The 18,290-nt window shown below is 68.4% G+C and carries 18 protein-coding genes; 8 read left to right on the top strand and 10 right to left on the bottom strand.

The genetic code is table 11. The features are described 5' to 3' along the window. Positions 1–29: 29 nt before the first annotated feature. The 5 genes from LUW87_RS15470 to LUW87_RS15450 form a co-directional block, all read right to left on the bottom strand. A complete protein-coding gene (locus tag LUW87_RS15470; protein ID WP_232672107.1) occupies positions 30–518 on the bottom strand; it encodes a hypothetical protein in 489 nt (162 codons plus the stop codon). After that, positions 487–2,607: a hypothetical protein gene (locus tag LUW87_RS15465; protein ID WP_232672106.1), complete on the bottom strand. Its 2,121-nt coding sequence runs from the start codon at positions 2,605–2,607 to the stop codon at positions 487–489. Before LUW87_RS15465 ends, LUW87_RS15470 begins: the two co-directional genes overlap by 32 nt. Beyond that, a complete protein-coding gene (locus tag LUW87_RS15460; RefSeq protein ID WP_232672105.1) occupies positions 2,604–4,730 on the bottom strand; it encodes an SGNH/GDSL hydrolase family protein in 2,127 nt (708 codons plus the stop codon). Before LUW87_RS15460 ends, LUW87_RS15465 begins: the two co-directional genes overlap by 4 nt. Continuing rightward, positions 4,727–5,275, bottom strand: a complete 549-nt coding sequence (locus LUW87_RS15455; RefSeq protein ID WP_232672104.1) for a hypothetical protein — start codon at positions 5,273–5,275, stop codon at positions 4,727–4,729. Before LUW87_RS15455 ends, LUW87_RS15460 begins: the two co-directional genes overlap by 4 nt. Before the next feature lie 181 nt (positions 5,276–5,456). Further along, positions 5,457–6,119: a hypothetical protein gene (locus tag LUW87_RS15450; RefSeq protein ID WP_232672103.1), complete on the bottom strand. Its 663-nt coding sequence runs from the start codon at positions 6,117–6,119 to the stop codon at positions 5,457–5,459. A 372-nt stretch (positions 6,120–6,491) separates the two neighbouring features. Between LUW87_RS15450 and LUW87_RS15445 the strand changes: the two genes are divergently transcribed. After that, the gene (locus LUW87_RS15445; RefSeq protein WP_232672102.1) at positions 6,492–7,649 is read left to right on the top strand and encodes a CHAP domain-containing protein; all 1,158 of its coding nucleotides are present in this window, start codon (positions 6,492–6,494) and stop codon (positions 7,647–7,649) included. A 59-nt stretch (positions 7,650–7,708) separates the two neighbouring features. Here LUW87_RS15445 and LUW87_RS15440 read toward each other — a convergent pair whose 3' ends face one another. Further along, positions 7,709–8,458, bottom strand: coding sequence for a hypothetical protein (locus LUW87_RS15440; protein ID WP_232672101.1), 750 nt, complete (start codon positions 8,456–8,458; stop codon positions 7,709–7,711). A 181-nt stretch (positions 8,459–8,639) separates the two neighbouring features. Here LUW87_RS15440 and LUW87_RS15435 point away from each other — a divergent pair, with 181 nt between their 5' ends. The 3 genes from LUW87_RS15435 to LUW87_RS15425 all read left to right on the top strand — a co-directional run bounded on the left by LUW87_RS15435 (position 8,640) and on the right by LUW87_RS15425 (position 10,812). Further along, positions 8,640–9,374: a DnaB-like helicase C-terminal domain-containing protein gene (locus tag LUW87_RS15435; protein ID WP_232672100.1), complete on the top strand. Its 735-nt coding sequence runs from the start codon at positions 8,640–8,642 to the stop codon at positions 9,372–9,374. 302 nt (positions 9,375–9,676) lie between these two features. Further along, positions 9,677–10,168, top strand: coding sequence for a helix-turn-helix domain-containing protein (locus LUW87_RS15430; protein ID WP_232672099.1), 492 nt, complete (start codon positions 9,677–9,679; stop codon positions 10,166–10,168). Next, positions 10,165–10,812 carry a hypothetical protein gene (locus LUW87_RS15425; protein ID WP_232672098.1) on the top strand — a complete coding sequence of 216 codons (648 nt, stop codon included), beginning with the start codon at positions 10,165–10,167 and terminating at the stop codon, positions 10,810–10,812. The genes LUW87_RS15430 and LUW87_RS15425 overlap by 4 nt, the downstream gene beginning before the upstream one ends. 244 nt (positions 10,813–11,056) lie before the next feature. On the opposite strand, the gene LUW87_RS15420 is transcribed toward LUW87_RS15425, so the two are convergent. Together LUW87_RS15420 and LUW87_RS15415 are read right to left on the bottom strand one after the other, a co-directional pair. After that, entirely contained in the window at positions 11,057–11,323 is a 267-nt protein-coding gene (locus LUW87_RS15420; RefSeq protein WP_232672097.1) for a hypothetical protein, read from the bottom strand. Positions 11,324–11,397: 74 nt separating this feature from the next. Then, positions 11,398–11,838 (bottom strand): hypothetical protein, encoded by a 441-nt coding sequence (locus LUW87_RS15415; RefSeq protein WP_232672096.1) that lies wholly within the window; start codon positions 11,836–11,838, stop codon positions 11,398–11,400. A gap of 653 nt (positions 11,839–12,491) precedes the next feature. Between LUW87_RS15415 and LUW87_RS15410 the strand changes: the two genes are divergently transcribed. After that, positions 12,492–13,772 carry a fatty acid desaturase family protein gene (locus tag LUW87_RS15410; RefSeq protein WP_232672095.1) on the top strand — a complete coding sequence of 427 codons (1,281 nt, stop codon included), beginning with the start codon at positions 12,492–12,494 and terminating at the stop codon, positions 13,770–13,772. Next, positions 13,769–15,076: a DUF2254 domain-containing protein gene (locus LUW87_RS15405; RefSeq protein ID WP_232672094.1), complete on the top strand. Its 1,308-nt coding sequence runs from the start codon at positions 13,769–13,771 to the stop codon at positions 15,074–15,076. Before LUW87_RS15410 ends, LUW87_RS15405 begins: the two co-directional genes overlap by 4 nt. 141 nt (positions 15,077–15,217) lie before the next feature. Here LUW87_RS15405 and LUW87_RS15400 read toward each other — a convergent pair whose 3' ends face one another. Both LUW87_RS15400 and LUW87_RS15395 read right to left on the bottom strand, forming a co-directional pair. Beyond that, positions 15,218–15,616 carry a cytidine deaminase gene (locus LUW87_RS15400; RefSeq protein WP_232672087.1) on the bottom strand — a complete coding sequence of 133 codons (399 nt, stop codon included), beginning with the start codon at positions 15,614–15,616 and terminating at the stop codon, positions 15,218–15,220. Positions 15,617–15,762: 146 nt separating this feature from the next. After that, positions 15,763–16,155, bottom strand: a complete 393-nt coding sequence (locus LUW87_RS15395; protein ID WP_232672093.1) for a DoxX family protein — start codon at positions 16,153–16,155, stop codon at positions 15,763–15,765. A 404-nt stretch (positions 16,156–16,559) separates the two neighbouring features. Between LUW87_RS15395 and LUW87_RS15390 the strand changes: the two genes are divergently transcribed. Together LUW87_RS15390 and LUW87_RS15385 are read left to right on the top strand one after the other, a co-directional pair. After that, positions 16,560–17,498: a glycine-rich protein gene (locus LUW87_RS15390; protein ID WP_232672092.1), complete on the top strand. Its 939-nt coding sequence runs from the start codon at positions 16,560–16,562 to the stop codon at positions 17,496–17,498. A gap of 209 nt (positions 17,499–17,707) precedes the next feature. Beyond that, positions 17,708–18,199 (top strand): VOC family protein, encoded by a 492-nt coding sequence (locus LUW87_RS15385; protein ID WP_232672091.1) that lies wholly within the window; start codon positions 17,708–17,710, stop codon positions 18,197–18,199. The last annotated feature ends 91 nt before the right edge of the window (positions 18,200–18,290 follow it).

Raw genomic sequence — 18,290 nt, 5'->3', positions numbered from 1 at the left:
TGGGTCCATCCCAGACGAGTTCACGCCGATCATTCGACGCCGTCACTCTGGTGGCCGCTCATCAGGGTTCGCCTGAGGCACCTTCCGATGAGGTGTTGAGCCCGGGGCAGCGCTGGAGCCTGCCTCGAATACGGAGTGCAATGGACGAACGGGGCGCCGAGTCGCCAGGCGAGGAACCCGTCAGTGATGAGCTGGTCACCGATGACGACGGCATCGCGACGGTGGCGGAGCCTCGGTAGGCGCCTCCAGGGCTTCCTGGCCCGCTCAGTGACCGGCACTCCGATGTCTCGGCTGGTGAAAGGGAGCCGAGCGTTGGAGAGCAGGACGATGTCGGCGAGCCCCAAGGTCCCAGCGAGCTCGATCGCTTCGGCGGCGGCGTGCTGCAGAGACACCCCTTGGACGTCGAAGGACGCCACGGTGCCGTGGACATCGAGGACGACGACGCTCGCGCCCAGGTCGCGTGCCATGCGGAACGCCGTGTCGAGATCAGTGGTGTGGTGGTACTGGAGCGCCCGCATCCGGTTCACCCTCGGATCTCGACGGCTCCTCGTCCCCGCTCTTCTGCCCTCCGTCACGGGTCGTTGCGAACCATGCCTGCATCACCTTCCAGCCGACGACGAACCACGAAAGCTTGATGGGCGGCGTTCGCAGTTGGTCGAACGACTGACTCCTGAACGCAACAGAGACCACAAGTGGTCCGATCAGGATCAACCCGGACAGGACCGCAGTCCGAGGTCCGAGCGACCAGAGGCACGCGGTCGTGAGCGCCAATCCGCTGATCGCGACGAGACCAGACACCTCGACTCGAGGTAGGGCTCCGCCCCATCCGACGCCGAACGCGATGAGCAGCACCGCTCCGACGATCGCTGGTGATGGCGTCTCATCCGCGGTGATCAGCACGAATCCCGATGCGAACGGCGTGGCGACGAGCAGCCAGATCGACCACGGCACCATTAGCCCCTGTCGGGACTTGAGCACTGCGGTCTTGGTGTTGATCGCTGTGGTGCAACGGGTCTCGATCCAGGTCCGGAAGATGGCGAAGTGCCGGTGGTTGGTGGACTCTTGCCACGCGGCACTGGATCGACCGGTCGACTCGAGGGCCCAGGTCAGGGCGACGAAGAGGCTTCCCAGCGCGGCGCCGGTGATGGCCCCTACCGCCAGGCTGAGAGGGGAGAGCCCGCCGACGACCCAGAGTCCCGCCAGCGTCCGAAGGCCGTAGCCCAGGCCGACCATGGCGGTGAGGAGCCACACCAGGGTCGGTGATGGCTGCTGTGTGTCGATCGCGCTCCGCAGGCGCTCGTACGGCGCGGCGATCGCAAACACGCCCACGGAGATGAGGACCAGAAACGGCAGTCCGAGGCCACCCGAGGGTGGAAGAAGGACAGCGAGCGCCAGGGCGCCGGTGAGCCGGGCCACGAAGGCGAGGAAGGCCTGCTCGACCCGCACTCTGTCGATCTGGTCGTCTCCAGTGAGCGGCATCCGCCGTTTTCCCAATGCCCGGTCCTGGTAGCGGTCGCGGACATCGTTGAGCAGGTACCGCGCCTGGTACACGCCGAACTCGAAGACGAGGAACACGGTCGCGAGGCGCAAGAACCACTCATCGTCGAACTGCCCGGCGACGAGCAGAGTCGTGAGAACGGCGAGGATCGGACCGATGAGCGGCTTCACGAACAGTTCCTCGCCGGCTCTCGGTACGAGAAGCCAACCGATGAAACTGCGCTGCTTCACTTCCTTGGGTCGATCAGCGGCCATCGACTTGTCGGCGGGAGCAGGATCGCCGGGTTCGGCTGGCACCCCAGTGATGGACGAGCTCGAATCAGCACGCGCGGGAGGCGCGGACCGAGGGTCCGGAAAATCGGCTCGGGTCCGCTCCAGGCGTTCGCCGAGCTTCGCCTCCGCGTCGTGCCACAACCGATAGCCGTTGCGGGCTCGATTCGCGAGCAGCACCGGAACGAGCGTGATCGCCACGTTGACCAGCAGGCCGGCGCCCCGCAATCTCCATGTCGGCAGCTTGATCGTGGCCATGAGCACGATGCCGAACAAGAGCCCCACCAACACCACGTACAGCAGGCTCCAGTTCGCCAGGGCAAGACGGGACCCGTCGCGTTGGCCGTGCACCTCGAGCTGTAGGTGCTCCCACGAAGGAAGCGGCAGTTCATCCTCGGCCTGGCCGGAGAGGTCGTGCAGCTGCGTCTCGAGTCGACGGACGTAGTACGAGCGCAGCGTCTGCTCCGCCGACAGCAGCGCTCCGAAGGACAGAAGGGCCACAGGCAGAAGTGGCGCCGCAAAGTAGACCCACGACGGCACGATGGTGAGGCCGCGCGCGGTGACCGAACCCGTGGAAGGGTTGCTCGCCTGTACGGCTGCGTCTCCGGCCACCGCCACCGACGAACTCCCCGGCACCGCAGAGGCCAATGGATCCTCGCAGTACCCGGCCGGGCAGGTTCGGAATAAGAGAACGGCCAGGGCGAGGACCAACGCGAGCCCGATGCTCACCAGAGCCACGTACTGGGTGACCATCGAGCGCTCGTCGTCACGGGCCTCGGCCAGCTCCGAGATGAGGATGTCGAACTGCGGCCCGGGCGCCGCAGGATCAGCAGACGTCATGGTCCCAGGGCCTCTGCGACCTGCGCTGGATCGTCCACCGGCGTCGCGGCGATGAATCGAGCGTCATCGGCGATCCGGGTGCCCTGTCCGTCGACCTCGCTGAAGGTCGCGCGCTCGTAGCCCTCGGGGATCGACACCCACTTCTGGTTGGCCGCCATGGGCCAAGTGTCGGCGATCGGTCCAGGGTCGACCAGGCTCCAGGTGCCGTTCGCATGGTGCCAGAGCTCGTGGTCGGCGAGGGAGTCGTCGCACGCATCGGAGCTGCGGTTGAGACTCACCACGGCCCAGAGCTCCGAACCTGCAGGGATGATGTTGGCCACACGGACGCTGTCTGGTTCCTCGGGGATGCCGATGGTCGAGACCTGCCACGTCGCCAGGTCGAGCCGGTAGATCTCCTCAAAGTGGTACGCACATCCGGAGCGTCCACCGGATGCGAAGAACATCTGACCTCGATCGGCGCTCATCCGGGGGTGTCGGAGGGCGATGTTGGCCTGGGAGTCGTGCCGGGCCGCGAGCGACCCGTCGGTGCGGTACTTCAAGATGCTCTGGGGGCCGCCGTAGGCCGACGGAGGCTCGAGGTTCGCCACCACCACGATGCCTCCGTCGGCGGCAACTCCGCGGACCGCCACCGTGTCGAAGACGTCCTGTTGGCGAAGGGTCGCCAGGTCGGTTGCCACCCGACGCGGGTCGTTCGGTAGGGCCGGGTCGAATCCGAGCAGCTCACCGTCGGTGGTGATCGTCCAGGCGATTCCGTCGGCGGCGAAGGCCACACCGTCGCAGGCGGGGCATGGCTGCGCCTGCTGGTCTGTCGTTCGAGCGTCCCTGAAGGTGATCTGGTCGTGGCCCATCATCGCCAGCCATCGCCGGTCGTCGCTCCACGCGCCCGCCGTGACGTCACCCACATCAGGGATGCGGGCCACGGTCGTGCCGTCTAACTCGTACACCGTGCTCCCACCTGTGGCGCGGTCGTAGTCGCTGAACAGCACCTGGGTTCGTTCCGGTCGCCCGGCAGCGGCTCGCTCCGCAGGGCTCCGGCGATCGAGGCTGCTCCAGTCGTGGTCGTCGATGTGTGTCGCGGCCAGCTCGCCGAGCCTGGTGTGGCCGACGTCGTGTGGGTGGAAGGAGCGTTCCTTGCGTGGTCGGTCTCCGCTGGTGATGCCGGCGGTCAACCCGTTGAGCCAAGGGTCGTCGCGGCCGCAAAGGCTGTGGTGCTCCCCGTCGTGCTCGTAGAGCTCAGCGTGCTGGTCGATGAAGGTGAACGTGACGCCGTTGCGTCCGTCCACGTCGGCCGCGGCCTGGCCGATCGTGGCGTTCAGTGTGCCGGCCAGCCCCCGCAGCGTTCGGGCGTCGCCCGGGCTGATGGTCTCGCAGCGCCCTGCGAAGACCTTCTGTGGGTTCCAGGCGTCGGGTTCGCTCACCAGGTTGGGGTAGCCGGCGACAACAACTAGGCCGCCTGGGTGCACTACCTGGTCAGCGAGGTGCTCGAAGTAGCGTCGCAGGTCGTCGCCCAGCTGCACGATCTCGGCCTGGGTCTCCTCGGGCTGGAGGAGGCAGCTGTCGATGCCAGGCGCGAGGAAGTCGGCGACCGGCGCAACCCGGCGCAGCACGCTGGTGGCGCCGATCACCGTGAACCCGCCTGCGAGGCACTTGGCGAGGGTGTCGGCGAAGCCGATGTCGTTGCCGCCCGCCGTGAGGGTCACGAGGTCGAAGCGGCCATCCGCCGGCGTCCACTGCGGCTCTCGAGTGGTGGTCGTGAGGTTCAAGAGGCCGAAGTGCACCTCCGGGTTGAACAGGTTGGCGGTCGTGGCCCCCGTGCAGGCTCGGAGGACCAGATCGGTAACCGATGCGTCGGTGAGGGAGTCACTTGCCACGATCGGCCACGCCCTCGACGGGGGCTGTTCGCCACCGACGCCGTCGGCTCGTTGGCACTTGTCCGGTCCGTCGGGGGCCACGTTCACGGTGCCTTCGCCCGAGGAGTAGGAGTCGCCCATGGCCAGCCATCGAAGGTCCTGAGGATGCTCGTCGGCTGTCACCGGAGATGGCGAGACCCCGAACATGGTGCTGGCGACGACGAGCACGGTGAGCGTCGCGAGCGCGAGGCGCTGGGCGCGGCTGCCACTCATCGGGCTGCTACCTCGAGGTCGGCCAGGCGGGCGTCCATGGCCTCGCGGCCGGACGTCACCGCGGCGTGCTCGGAGGTGAACGCCGCAGCGTCGTCGCAGAACAGGAGCGCATCGAGCGCCGCCGCTTGGGTTCCGAGGGCGATGTTGGTGAGCTCCACGTCGGGGACGGCGAGGGTCAGGTCTCGGAGCTGGGCACTGCTGCCGACCTGGGCCGACAGCTCGCCGGCGATCCGATCGCAGACGTCCGGCTCGGCGGTCGGGCCCATCTCGACGATGCCCTCCGCCGCCACCTCGTCGAACACCAGAACCGTCCGCCCTGGCTCCTCGAGGTACTCGAGCGTGGCCCGAGCCACAGCGGGATCGATATCGCTGGGGGCGGCGGAGGGCTGCCCGGCAGCTGAATCGTCGTGCCCTGCGTCGCCGGCCAAGGCGACCACGGCGACGACCCCCGCAGCCACCACGGCGACGCCGAGTGCTACGCCGACGGCCCAACGGGTGCGCGCTCTCGGGTGCATCTGGCTCGTCTCGATACCTCCGCCACTCACGCCACCGCTCCCCATCCCGGCCGTCGCCGGTGCACGTCTACCAGATTTCCGAGTACACGGTGTCCGTTGCTCCTCCCGGCACTGAGCGGGCTCCAGCTGGTTGTTCTGCTCCGGGAGCAACGTAGCGGGCGCGCCACCGGCCTGATCAGCGGCCCCAGAGGGCAAGCGGCTGCTGGTGGCATCAGATGTTGCCAGGGCTCACCCAGCCGGCGGGGGTGCCGAAGTGGCTCATCGGCAGGCGGGCGTTCGGGGGGAGGCTCGAGCCGTTGCCCTGGGTGGAGACGACCATGCCCTGACCGGCGTAGATGGCGGCGTGACCGTACGTGCCGTTCGTCCAGAACACGATCGAGCCGATGCTGATGGCGGAGTGGTTGAGATTGCCGCTCACCTTGCCCCGGGACTGGTAGGCGTAGAAGGTCGACTTGGCGCTGCCGAAGCCGCTGAGAGGTCGGGCTCCGTGGGAGAGGGCGTGGGAGTCCCAGGCCAGCACGTAGCACCACCCGCTCCAGCGGTCCATGGTCGGGTTGTTGGCCTTCTCGGCGATGTTGGAGGGACGTGTCTCACCGATCTGCATGGCGGCCCACCGCGAGGCGGCGATGCCGCGGTGGCTACCGCAGTGCGGCACCGAGGTCTGGTTGCTCACCCGGCTGGAGTGGACGAAGTTGCGGATGCCGCTCGAGGTGGTCACGAAGAACCATCGGTTGGACCGGTAGGCACCATCGGCCCAGGAGTCGTCGATCCAGCAGTGCATCTTGACCCGCGTGCCAGCGCCGATGGAGCCCTGGGCATTGCACCCGGGGAGGCTCCGATTGGTGCAGCCGTAGTGAGCGCCCTGGGTCGACATGTATGACCCGGTCGAGGCCGAGGCCGGCGAGGCCAGGATGCCGACGACAGCGAGAACCGTCAGGACAGCGACGCTCAGGCGAAGCCGGTGAGACGGGGAGTAGCGCATCGTGGTGGACCTTTCGTCGACGGCGCACTGATCGGTGCCACCAGCACAGGACCACCGACCCGCGAGCAGTGGGAGGGGCTCGATTGCACAGCGCCGCCGTCGAGGTCGCCTCGAGGTCGCAACGCCCCCCAGTGAGGTGGCTCCCCTCTGCCACGAACGAGGACCGAGGACGCGCACACGGGCCCGTATGAGTGCGCGCCGGCCCGCGGTCTCCTGTCGTGGCCGACCACGAGCGCCTCATCGCAGGCGGAGAAGGGGTTCACCATGACGACCAAGGACCGACCTGTGCACCGCACCCTGAAGCGGGTGGCCTCGACCGCTGCGCTGGCGGCGCTGCTGGCCGGCACCGGGCTGGCGACGACGCCCCGAGAGGCCGCAGCGACCGGTGGCTACCCCCACAGCAGCGCGACCAACTGCGCCGGTCAGTTCGGCATCTACTCGTGGTGCGTCGACCGAGACCGCAGTGGGTGGTTCAGCTCCGCTGAGCAGTACTCCCAGTGGGGCTTCTCGTACCGCAACTGCACCGACTACGTGGCGTGGAAGATCAACAGCCTCGGTGTGCCGTTCGCCAACACCATGGGCGGCAAGCGCTTCGGCAACGCCACCAACTGGGACGACAACGCCCGAGCCCTCGGCTGGACCGTGTCGGCGACACCACGGGCTCGCTCGATCGCGGTCACCAACGGCGGCTACGGCCACGTGGCCTTCGTCGAGAGCGTCAACGCCGACGGCTCGGTGAACGTGTCGGAGTACAACCACCGCAGCGATGGAGGCTTCGGTACTCGCACCGGCCGCTTTGATGCCTACATCTACGTGCCGAACCTGACGACGGCACCCGCACCCGCCCCTGCGCCAGCACCCTCGACATCGGTGTCCCAGTACCGCAACTCGTTGGTCCGCTGGAGCGGCGACAACGTCACGACCTGGTACGTGGCGCCCGACGGCACCCGTCTCTGGGTCCCGGACGGCGGCACGTACAACGAGCTCAAGCGACGGGGCACCTCCGGCCCCCACAGCCTCGGCGCCACGACCCTCGACCAGCTGCCCGACATGCGAGGCCGTTGGGTCGCCTCCGGCTCGGAGTGGGGTCACAACCGCACCCTCCGTCGGGGCATGTCGGTTCGCTCGGCGGACGGTCGGTACCGCTTCGTCATGCAGGGTGACGGGAACCTGGTGCTCTACGGGCCCAGCGGCCGTGCCCTGTGGGCCACGTCGTGGAAGACGAGCAACTGGCGAGCTCAGGAGTACGTCGTGTTCCAAAGCGACGGCAACCTGGTGACCTACGGCGGCGGTCGCGCCATCTGGCACACCCACACGGGCGGCAGCGGAGCAGGCCGCTTCTCGGTGCAGTCCGACGGGAACCTCGTCATCTACCGAGGGTCCACGCCCGTGTGGTGGTCCGGCACCGCGGGAAGGACGTGACAGGTCGGGCGGCGGACCCGAGGGCCGGCGGGCTGCAGCCCGCCGGCCCGGTCCGCGCCTCAACGATGGCCGGCGCCCCAGTCGAGTCGGTCGACCTCGGTGGCCGGCACGTCGCTTCGACCGAGGGCTGCGAGGAGGTGATCGCGGATGTCCGGCCATCGAGGCGCTCGGATCCTTCGCTCGCCGGCCCCGCTGCGCTCCTCGGTGCCCTCGAAGCCGGTCTCCATGACCGCGACCCGGAGCTGGTCGACCTTCCGGCGGGGGACGCCGAGACCCTTCAGGCCGATCTCGGTGCGCAACCGGCCGTAGAGCGGCGAGGCTTCATAGAGCCGGATGGCGTCGTTGGGTCGAGATGCCTTGCACCCGATGTCCTCGAGTTCGGAGGGCGAGGGTGTCAGTGGACGGTGGTCGTCGTCGGGTTCGAGCAGCGCTTCGACGAGCAGGTCGAGGTCGTTGATCTCCCAGCGGTGGTAGAGCCAGTCGGCGCCGGCGTGGTGGAGCCGCAGACGAACCAGCGGGTGCTGGCAGTGCGGTGTGATCGCGAAGGTCCGCACGGGCAGCGGCTTCAAGATCTCGATGGCCTTGATGCCCGAGAACACGTCCGTGCCGACCTCTCCAGGGGCGTGCTCGTCGAAGATGTCGACGACTGCGAGGTCGATCCCGCTCCAGTTCTCGAGCGGCCAAGTGGCCGTCTCGTCTTGGCTGAGGGCGTGGGTCACCGCGATCGTCGGGTGCTCGTTGAGCTTCTGGGCCATCGACGAGCGCTTCCAGTAGTCGTCGTCCACCACGACGACCTTCAAGCTCCGCATGGCCGAGATCGTAGGAGGCTTTGGACGCGCAGGCAGTGGTGTGGGTCCGCAACCCGCGGTCGAACGCCACGGCGCACGACGCCGCGGGCCCTCGGCCCAAGAGGTGGTCTCGCATCACTTGGCCTTCAAGAGTAGAACAGACGTTTGTCGAGCGGCAGTGAGGGTGGGAAGCATGTGGTCGATGGAGCAGCGAGTGGTCTCGGCCGCTCTGGCGTTGGATCGGTGGTTGGACCGACTCGATCAGCGCTGGTCAGCACCCCCACCGCTTGCCGGGGTGATCGATCCCGAGCCGGTGGCCACCGGGGTGGTGCCGCTCGACGCCGTGCTGGACGGGGGCGTGCAGCGCGGTGAGGTGACGGTGGTGCTGGCTGACCTGGTGGCCCAGGCGGGGGCGCTGGCGCTGTCGGCGGCCACGTCGACCGAAGCGCCCTGCCTGGTGGCCAGCCCGGAGCCGATCGAGGTGCTCACCGCTCGGCTCCTGGCCTCACAAGCCGAGGTGGCGGCGGTGGCCGTAGCCGACGGCGCCATGAGCGAGGCGGAGTGGGAGACCGTCGCCGCCGCGGTGGGCATGATGAGCGCCTCGGCGTTGTCGGTGAGCGACGTCGGGTCGTTGACGGCGTTGGCCCGGGTGGTGTCGTCGGCCGATGTCGATCTGGTGGTCGTGGTCGACGCCGAGCGCTACGGACCGCCTTCCGACGTGGTCGCTGCCCTCGGACGTCTGTCGCGCACCGCGGGCGTGGCGGTCCTCGCTGCGCTGGCCGACCCGGGGGGCGAGCTCAGCGGTGGGGGAGGGAGGATGGTACAGATGCACTCGTTTCGGCTCGGCGGCGCCGCCACCCTGGTGCATGCCCCACCCGGGTCGTTCCCCACCGCCGCTCAGGCCACGGTCTCCCTGGTGGCCGGCTGCGTGCGCTGATCCCGGGGCCGCGTGCCGGTTCACTGCTCAACTCGTCCTGGCAGCGAGCGGCTGTCCAGGGAGGTGACCCGGCCACGGCTCGGCTTGCAAGCTCGACCGGGAAGCTGAGTCAGAGCGTCTGGGGTCTCGACGCTGTGCCGGCCCGGCGAGACAAGGCCATGAATGCCGCATTCACGCTGCGGCGCGCCGCCCATGGGCGACGGGTCCGGCCCCGGCAGCGCGAACAAACCTGTCGAACCGATGCTGTCGAAGCGGCGGGTTCTCCTCCGAAGGTGCCCAAGCAACCTTCAGGAGGAGCACAGATGGTTCAGAAGCCACATGAGAATCCCGCCGAACCGTTGATGACCGCTGGCCGCTCGACCGATGAGATCGCAGCGGTTGTCGAGGCCCGTGCGGCGGGAGCGACCCATCTACAGATCGCTGCGGCGCTCGGTGTCTCGCGCAAGACCGTTCAGCGTCTGCTCGCCCGTCCCGCAGTGAAGCAAGAGGTCCACCAACGTCGCATCGACCGGATGGAGGAGCTCACCATCGGGCTGGTCTCGCTGGCCGACAGCGCCACGAGCGTCTTGGCGGGCCTCCTCCAATCAGACGACGAGGGCGTCCAGCACCGGGCAGCTGTCCAGGCCATTGCCTTGGCGCTTCGGGCTCACACCCGTCTTTCGGTTGACCACGAGGTGGGGGGCCGGCTGCGAGAGCTCGAGAGCATCCACCGGCAGGCCGAGGCCGTGGCCGACCAGATGGCCGAATACCAGGAACTCATCGCCGCCATGCCAGACGAGGAGGATCACCGATGACCCTGGAGTCCCGCCTTCGACACCTCGAGGGCACCGTCCCGCAGTTGATCCGTTCCGACAACGACGTGCTCAAGGCGATCGAGATGGGTCGAGTCGACGAAGGGCACCTGGCATGGGTCAAGTCAGTGGTCGCCGACCACGCCCTGGCCAGCCTGTGGGCCACCGCCTTCTTGCTGCGCAACAGCCACTTGACCGAAGAGCAGATGCCCCCCGACGTGCTCCCGTTCGCGATGGCTGCTCGGGTCCTCGCAGTTCCAGCGCACGAACCGGTCCCCTCGGCTTTTGTCCGTGCACTCGGGCGGTACGGGTACCGCATGAAGTTGACCTCCAGCGCCATCTTTGAGGACTCTTCGATGCCACGAATCTTGACGGCGACGTGGATGCGATGGCGCCTCGTTGTGGACATGCTCGGGGCGGACCTGGGAAGAGGCCTGCGCTCCGATCTCGACGCGATCGTGCTGCGACCGAGTTCTGCGCTCCTGCCCGTCGGGCTAACCCAACTGCCCACCGGTAGGGCGGCTCGGGTGCGAGCGTTCTCGTCGGTCCTGGATGTAGGAGACATCCCCATCGACCTTTCGATCCACGTCATCGAGGCCGGCAATCGGATCGTCGGCCAGTCCTGGGTGGACAAACTGGACAACTGAGGACACCGAACGTTCCCGGTTCGGCTCGATCCGTTACGCACTCGTGGTAGGGCTCTGCGCGGACCTGGCCTTCCAGGGTTTTGCGCACCCCCTACGAGGGCGGGGGATGGCGAAAAGGTGGCGCGAAACCCACTGCTCGCCGATCGGGGGTCAGCGTAGTGGGGCCAACCGGGAGGTCCGGCCGGTCTCGGTCGTCGGCGCGGAGCGCGAATCGGGCCCGTGGTGCGGATCGAGGCGCGCCGATTCACTCCCCTCGGAGCGATGCGCTCGATGACCGGAGCGGTTCAGGCCGCTCGGGAGTCGAGGCGAAGATGGCGGGGTCGGTGAGGTAGCGGTCGCGCAGGTACCGGTGGTGGTGCTTGCGCATCGGCCGCGCCGGCAGCGTCACTTCGGGGCGGTGTCGGGCGGCGGTGTCGCGGATCAGGCCCCACACCAGGGGGTGGGCCAGTTCGGCCTCGACCTGGCGGGCGGAGCCGAACACCGACAACAACGCGTCGAACGCGAGGGCCATGAACGGCGGGTAGTGACGTGGCCGTCGCGCCCGCCCCACGGTCCCGACCAGGTCAGCGCGACGAAGAAGCGAGGTCAGGATCCGGGGCGGATATCCATCGCCGAGGAGCCCGGCAGCGCCCGGTGGTAGGTGTTGATGTAGAGCGCGAAGCGCAGACCACCGTCGGCGTGGCGTTGCACGATCCAGTCCTCGCCGACCACCACACGCACCAGACCGGCCTCGTCGTCGAGCGAACGACCCTCCCACAGCACGGCGCCGGTGGCGCGGGCCCGTTCGGGTTCGTCACAGAGCTGGGTCAGGTCCCACGGTTCGAGCCAGGTGATCCGCTCCTCGACGATGCGCTGATGGATCCGCCAGTTGCCGTCCATCGAGATGTCCTCGCCGTGGGCGACGATCAGGCGCGGCTCGGGGTGCAGGAAGAACGCCCCCTGCGCTTCGCCATCGCCCTTCTCCGTGCCGACGACGTGATGGAAGCGCTCACCGAAGGACCTGACCTCGTCCAGCGAAATCGTCATTGTTCGACCCCTCGTCGCGCCCCCGTGGGCGAGATACTACGCAGGAGGCTCGCTTCCAGACTTTGTTCGGCCCTACCCGCGTCGCAACGACGCCGAGAGCATCAACCGCGACCTCGACGACACCCTGTACCTGCGACGAGCCCACAGCCTCGGTGTGGCCCGCCAGCACCTCAACCCGCTCGGGTACGCCCTCGTCGTGAACGCGGTCGCCGCCCACCGCTACAAGCGCCGACGAGCCCCCGACACCCGAGCGGCCTGCATCCTTCCGGCCAGTCGAGGATGGTGTACCCCCGTGAGGCTCCGTCGCTCGCCTGGCCCCGCCTACCAGCCAGATTGGCGCTCCCAGCGGCAGCAGAGACGGGCCTGACCTCGCGGTTGGCCCCACCCCCGATCGGCGCGAAGGTGGCCGAGGCTGGCGCCGGAGCACAACGCGACATACCCCGCTCGCGGTCCCGCCCAGGTCATTCAAGTCGGCGGCCCCGCGCTCCGCCTCTCTCGATCGCTTCGCCGCCGGCGACAGTTCCGCGGTCGGCGGCGGCGGGGTAGGACCGGGGTACAGCTGCTCTTCACCATCATCGAGTTGGCTGCCCATGATTCCCTGCTCTGGTCCCTGGCAGTGCGTCGAAGCGATACGGGCGAGAACCGAGATCACTATGTCTTCAGCGACCGAGAACCCAACCGTCGAGAACCCAACGGCCGAGAACCCAACGGCCGAGAACCCAACGGCCGAGAACCCAACGGCCGAGAACCCAACGGCCGAGAACCCAACTGCGCTCGGTCGGCCCCGGTTGTCCCTGGTTAGCGCCGTCCGCCCGGGCGACGCCGATATCCGGCGCGGACGTCGGCGCCTGCACGCCAAGGCCGTCGGCATCGCTGCGCTCGTCATCGTCGCCTACTGGGGTCTCGTGTTCTCCTCGACCGGTTGGTTGGGTCGGATCGGGTTCACCGGGTTGCTCGTTGTCTGTGTCGTGGCGGTCGGCACCGGCATACTGCACGACGCCAACCACGGGGCGTTCAGCGCGTCGCGGCGCACGAACCGCCTGGTCGCGTACAGCGCCGACGTGCTCGGCGCGAGCTCGTGGGTGTGGCGCTTCAAGCACAACACGTTGCACCATGCCCACACCAACGTCGTCGGTCGCGACAGCGACATCGAGCAGTCGCCGTTCGCTCGTCTGGCCCCCCAACAGGCGTGGCGCTCGTGGCACCGCTACCAGCATGTGTACATGTGGGTCCTGTACGGCTTCCTCACCGTGAAGTGGTTCTTCGCGTCCGACGTCGCCGCCCTCCTGAAGGGCGGGTTCGGCACCGACCGGTTCCCTCGCCCGCCCCGACGCCGCGAGGTTGCGGTCGTCGCCGGCGGCAAGCTGGTGCACCTCGGGTGGGCGGTCTTCATCCCCCTCTTGTTCCACCCGTGGTGGGGGGTCGCGCTCTTCTACCTGGTCGGATCGTGGCTGGTGGGCTTCTCCCTCGCCATGGTGTTCCAGTTGGCCCACTGCACCGACACCGTCGAGTTCCTCGATGGGGCTGACGCCGAGCGACACGAGTCGTTCGAGATGCGTCAACTGCGCACGACCGCCAACATCGAGTGTCGGGCGCCGCTGCTCGGCGGGTTCGTCCGCTGGATCATGGGTGGCCTCGACCACCAGATCGAGCACCACCTCTCCCCCCGGCTGCCGCACACCCTGTATCCGGCCATGGCGACCCGGCTCCGAGCCACTTGTGCCGAACAGGCCCTTCCGTATCACGTCCATCGGTCCGTTTGGGCCGCGTTGCGGTCGCACGGCCGCTGGCTCAAGCTGCTCGGCCAGGATCCGTCGAAGTTGGTGGTCGAGGCCGAGATCACCTCCGACGGCGCGACAACAGTGCGCACCGGGCCCTCGCTCGGAGCGGTTGCAGTTTCGTACCAGTCGGTCCATGGGAGGGTCGGTCCGTGACGTTGCGGACGAGCGCCTTTGTCGAGCGAATCAGGGCCAGCCTCTTCTTCATCCCCATGCTCGGTGTGGTCGTGGCGGTGATCGTCGCGTCGATGGCGATCGCGTTCGACAGCCGGATCGACCAGGACGGCTCAGATCTCCCCCTCGGGTTCACCTCGACGGTGGACAGTGCCCGGGCCCTGCTCGGGACCGTGGCCGGCGCCACCATCACCTTCGCCGCCATTGCTTTCTCGGTCTCGTTGCTGATCATCCAACAGGCGTCGAGCCAGTACTCGCCCCGGGTCGTGCGCACCCTGTTCCGTGACCCGTTCAACAAGCGGGTCATGGGTCTCGTGGTGGGCACCTTCACCTACTGTCTCCTCATTCTGCGCTCGGTCCGGTCCTCGCTCGAACAAGGGGGCGATCCGGTCATCCCCAACCTCTCGGTCGCCATCGGGGTCACGTTCGGCATCATCACGATTCTGGCGATCGTCGCCTTCATCGACCACAGCGCCCACTCGATGGACATCAGCACGATCCTCGAGGACGTCGAGGACCAAGCCATCACGCAGATCCGCCGCGAGTGGCAGACGCCCGACACCGCAACCACCCCGACGCCCCCGCCGCCGCGCCCGTCCGACCCCGTCCACGTCGTTCGCTTCGACCGCAGCGGCTGGGTGCAACAGATCGATCTCGACAAGGCCATCGGTTCCATCCCGACCGGACAGACGATGTGGGTCGAGACGTACCCGGGCCGCTACGCCATCGAGGGAACACCCATCGGTGACCTCTCGAGCGTGCCCGACGATGCCGATGCCTTCGAGCGCGAGGTCCTTGCTGCGATCAGGATTGGCGACACGCGCACCATGCAACAGGACGTCTCGTTCGGGTTGCGCCAACTCGCCGATATCGCACTCAAGGCCCTTTCGCCCAGCATCAACGACCCCACCACTGCCCAGGACGCGATCTTCCACTCCGCCGCAGTACTCGCCGAGCTGCTCCGGCGAGAACCACCATCGTCCGTCAGGTCGAACGGCGACGGCACTCGAGTGGTGTTGGTCCATCAGCCAACCCACGACGACCTGATCCGCCTCGCCTTCGACGAGGTCCGCCAGACCGCCGCAAGCATGCCCGAAGTGTGCATCTACCTTCTCGAGGCCCTCGAGCTGCTCACCGAGGCCATCGACGACAGCAAGACGGACCGGGCCGAGTCGCTTCGCCACCAAGCCGAGCTCGTCGTCGCAGGATGCGCCGCCGCGGACAGCCTCCCCGTCGACATCCACAACGTCGAACAGGCCTTCCAGAAGCGCTTCGAGACCCGATGAGGAGTCGGACCGCGCCGCGGTCGCCCACGGAGATGCTCGGACCGAACACTCGCCCTCGCAGCGCCTGGACAGCGGTCGCGCACCCCCGGAGAACAACGCTCTTCGTCTTGCGCTGGCCTCGTCGAGTCCCCCCACGTCGATTCAGCGACGGACGAATGGCCCGTTCGGGAGGAGCTCGCCGACGGTCGATTCGCTGATCGGGGCGTCGTTGGCAACCGAACTGACGTAGATCGGCATCGTCGAACCCCCGAGCTCGAGCGCCACTTGGAGGCAGGCTCCGCACGGCCAGGTGAGGTCCTCGCCGGTGCGTGGTGCGACGAGGGCCAGCGCAAGCGGTCGGGCACCGAGCGCAACCGTGGAGAAGAGGGCGACACGCTCGGCGCACATGGCCAACCCGAGTGAGACGTTCTCGACGATCGTGCCGGGGACGACACTGTCGGAGTCGGTGTGCACCGCCGCTCCGGCTCGGAACTTGGAATAGGGCACGTGGGCGTTGGATCGACACTCTCGGGCAGCAGCCACCAGTTCGCTCGGCGTCATCGTCGGAACCTACCGAAGAAACCAACGCCCAGCGCCGTGTCGGGCTCGTGCAATGAGCGGAGGCAGGACAACTCGGTCCGATGGGGCCGGAACACCGCCGAGCCGGGGAGTGGCGGTGGGTCGGCGGGACCGGCCCCAGTGATGTGTCAGTGATGCGCCGGGCGGCGGTCGTTGCCGTTGAGTACCGCTGAGATCGTGGCCAGCGAGAAGACCGAGAGCGCGGGCAGGTATCGCTTCACCGGGTCTCCGACCTTGATGTGCATCCCAATGGCGCCGAGCATGAACATCGCAAGACCGATCGAGGCCGGTCGGGTGACTCGCGGGACGCCGTGTCCCACGAGCATCAGGCCCGCCAGGCTCACCTTTGCCGCGCCCACCGCATACATCGTTGGCTCGGAGAGCCCGTACTCCTCGAACTCCTCCTTCATGTTCGTCGCGTTGCCGCCCCGGTAGCCGGTGTCCTTGTTGAACCGGTTGAACCAGACGTTCAAGATCCAAAGAGCGGCGGCGGTCTGGGCGATCTTGCCGATCAGGTTCATGGGCGTTGTGTCCCTTTCGGTCGACGGCGAAGCCTCATCACCGGCCTCTCGGTACGTCGAACGAGCCGGACGCTATCCGACTGCGCCAGCGCGGTCTGAGCGGCTCCCCCGAACAGAAAGCGGTTCAGGCCGCTCGGGTGTCGGGGGCTCGTCGCCGGGTATGGCGGCGGACGGCGACGGCGTTCACGACGAGGGAGTAGCCGAGCAGGTCGAGGTGCTGGCGGGCGGCGCCGAGGCGGTGGGCTCGTCGCAGGCAGAGGGGCCGTAGCGAAGGCCAGTCGGTCGCGAAACGGCCCCGGGTCGATCTCCGTGAACGAACAACCTTCGTTGGCTATCGTTTGGCGATTCGAGCGTGGAGGTCGACGATGCATGGTGCACGAACGGCAGGACGAGCAGCGCTGTCCGTGGGCGGTCTCGCCTTGGCTTGTGTCGGGTTCTCGGCGGCAGCCGGCGCCCAGAGCGCCGAGACGGTCGTGGAGTTCGACTACACGGGGTCTGCGACGCCGTTCACAGTGCCGGCCGACGTCTGTGCGGTGACGGTCGATGCCCTTGGGGCCGAAGGCGCAGCCGGAGAGAACCCGGACGGCACGCCACCCCCTGGTGGGCTCGGTGGCCGTGCAACTGCAACGATCTCCGTCACTCCTGGTGAGGTCCTCCACGTCGTGGTGGGCGGTGGAGGCGTCGGGTCGACCGGGGGCTTCAACGGTGGGGGGTCCGGCGGCGTGGCCGACGAGGAGGACGGCGGTGGCGGTGGCGGTGCCTCCGACGTGCGCCGAGCGCCACACGGGCTGTCCGAGCGCCTCGTGGTTGCGGGCGGCGGTGGTGGTGGCGGTGGCGACAGCGCAACAGGCTTCGGCGGTGGTGGCGCAGGCGGTGGCAGCGTCGGCGGAGATGGAGCACCCAGCGACTCCGAGGATCCGAGTCTTCCCGGAGGCGGCGGCACCCAGACCGCAGGTGGCACTGCACCCACACTGACCGACCCGACGGCCACTCCGGGCACGTTCGGCCAGGGCGGTCAAGGCGGGGAGGGCAACCCCTCCGTCGAGGTCAGCCCTGACGACGCCGGCGGTGGTGGCGGCGGTGGCTACTACGGCGGCGGCGGCGGTGCCGGCGAGGACGACAACGCCGACCCGCCCACCGACGGTGGTGGTGGAGGTGGTGGAGGGTCTGGCTTCGGTCCCCCCGGTGTCGTGTTCGAGACCGGTGTGAGCTCCGGCGACGGCATGGTCGAGATCTCCTACACCGTCGATCCGGGCTGCGACGCCGCTGTGTCCACCACGCCCACCGCGCCGGTTGCGCCCGTGGCGCAGGCGACGGCGGCTCGGCCTGCGTTCACTGGCTGATTGCCTGTGGGCCTCTGGCCCCGGGTCGTCCAGGGCTCCCATGAGACCCCGAGGTGCCCGATGCGACGCCGGCTGGACGGCCGGCCATCTCACCCGGCGCTGACCGCAGGCTGCTTCCACGCGCCTGTCACCTTCGACGAACCCGCCCTCGGCCCCGACGAGGCGCGCACTGCATTGGCTCGCGCCAGGGACCGGCCTAGCATCCGAGCATGCGGGGCCCGGGGTCGGGCGTCGGGGAGGGCATCGTGGCGATACCGGGTCTGAAGGGCGTGTCGCACGTGTCGATCAACGTCTCCGACATGGACCGGTCGAAGGACTGGTACCGCGACGTGCTGGGCTGGGAGGAGCTCTTCGACGAGCACCTCGCCGGCGAGGACTTCGAGACCATCACCGGCACGCCCGGCGCTGAAGGGCGAGCGAGCGGCGGACGCATCGGTGACCTGCGCGTCGAGTTGATGTCGTTCAACTACACGCCTGCCGTCCTTCCCGGGAACGGCCTCGGTCTACGCGTCCTCTCCCTCGAGGTATCCGACGCCGACGAGGCGCACACCGCCATGCGCGACCTCGGAGTGACCTGCGTGACCGCACCGGTGGACCTGCACGGCACCCGCATGTTCTTCATCGTCGACCCCGACGGCCAGGGCATCGAGGTCGTGGAATACGTCGCCGGCGGACCCGCCTGGGGCGGCGCCTACCGCTGAGGGGCCACTGACATGCCGGTCCGACGGGCTCCGGCGCCGGGGCGCGTCGTGCCGTCGTGGCCGGCCAGTCGGGTCGCAGCGGACCCGGCGG

The sequence above is a fragment of the Rhabdothermincola salaria genome (assembly GCF_021246445.1).
Classification (GTDB): domain Bacteria; phylum Actinomycetota; class Acidimicrobiia; order Acidimicrobiales; family Acidimicrobilacustridaceae; genus Rhabdothermincola_A; species Rhabdothermincola_A salaria.
This window is presented reverse-complemented; position numbering and strand designations above follow the sequence as displayed.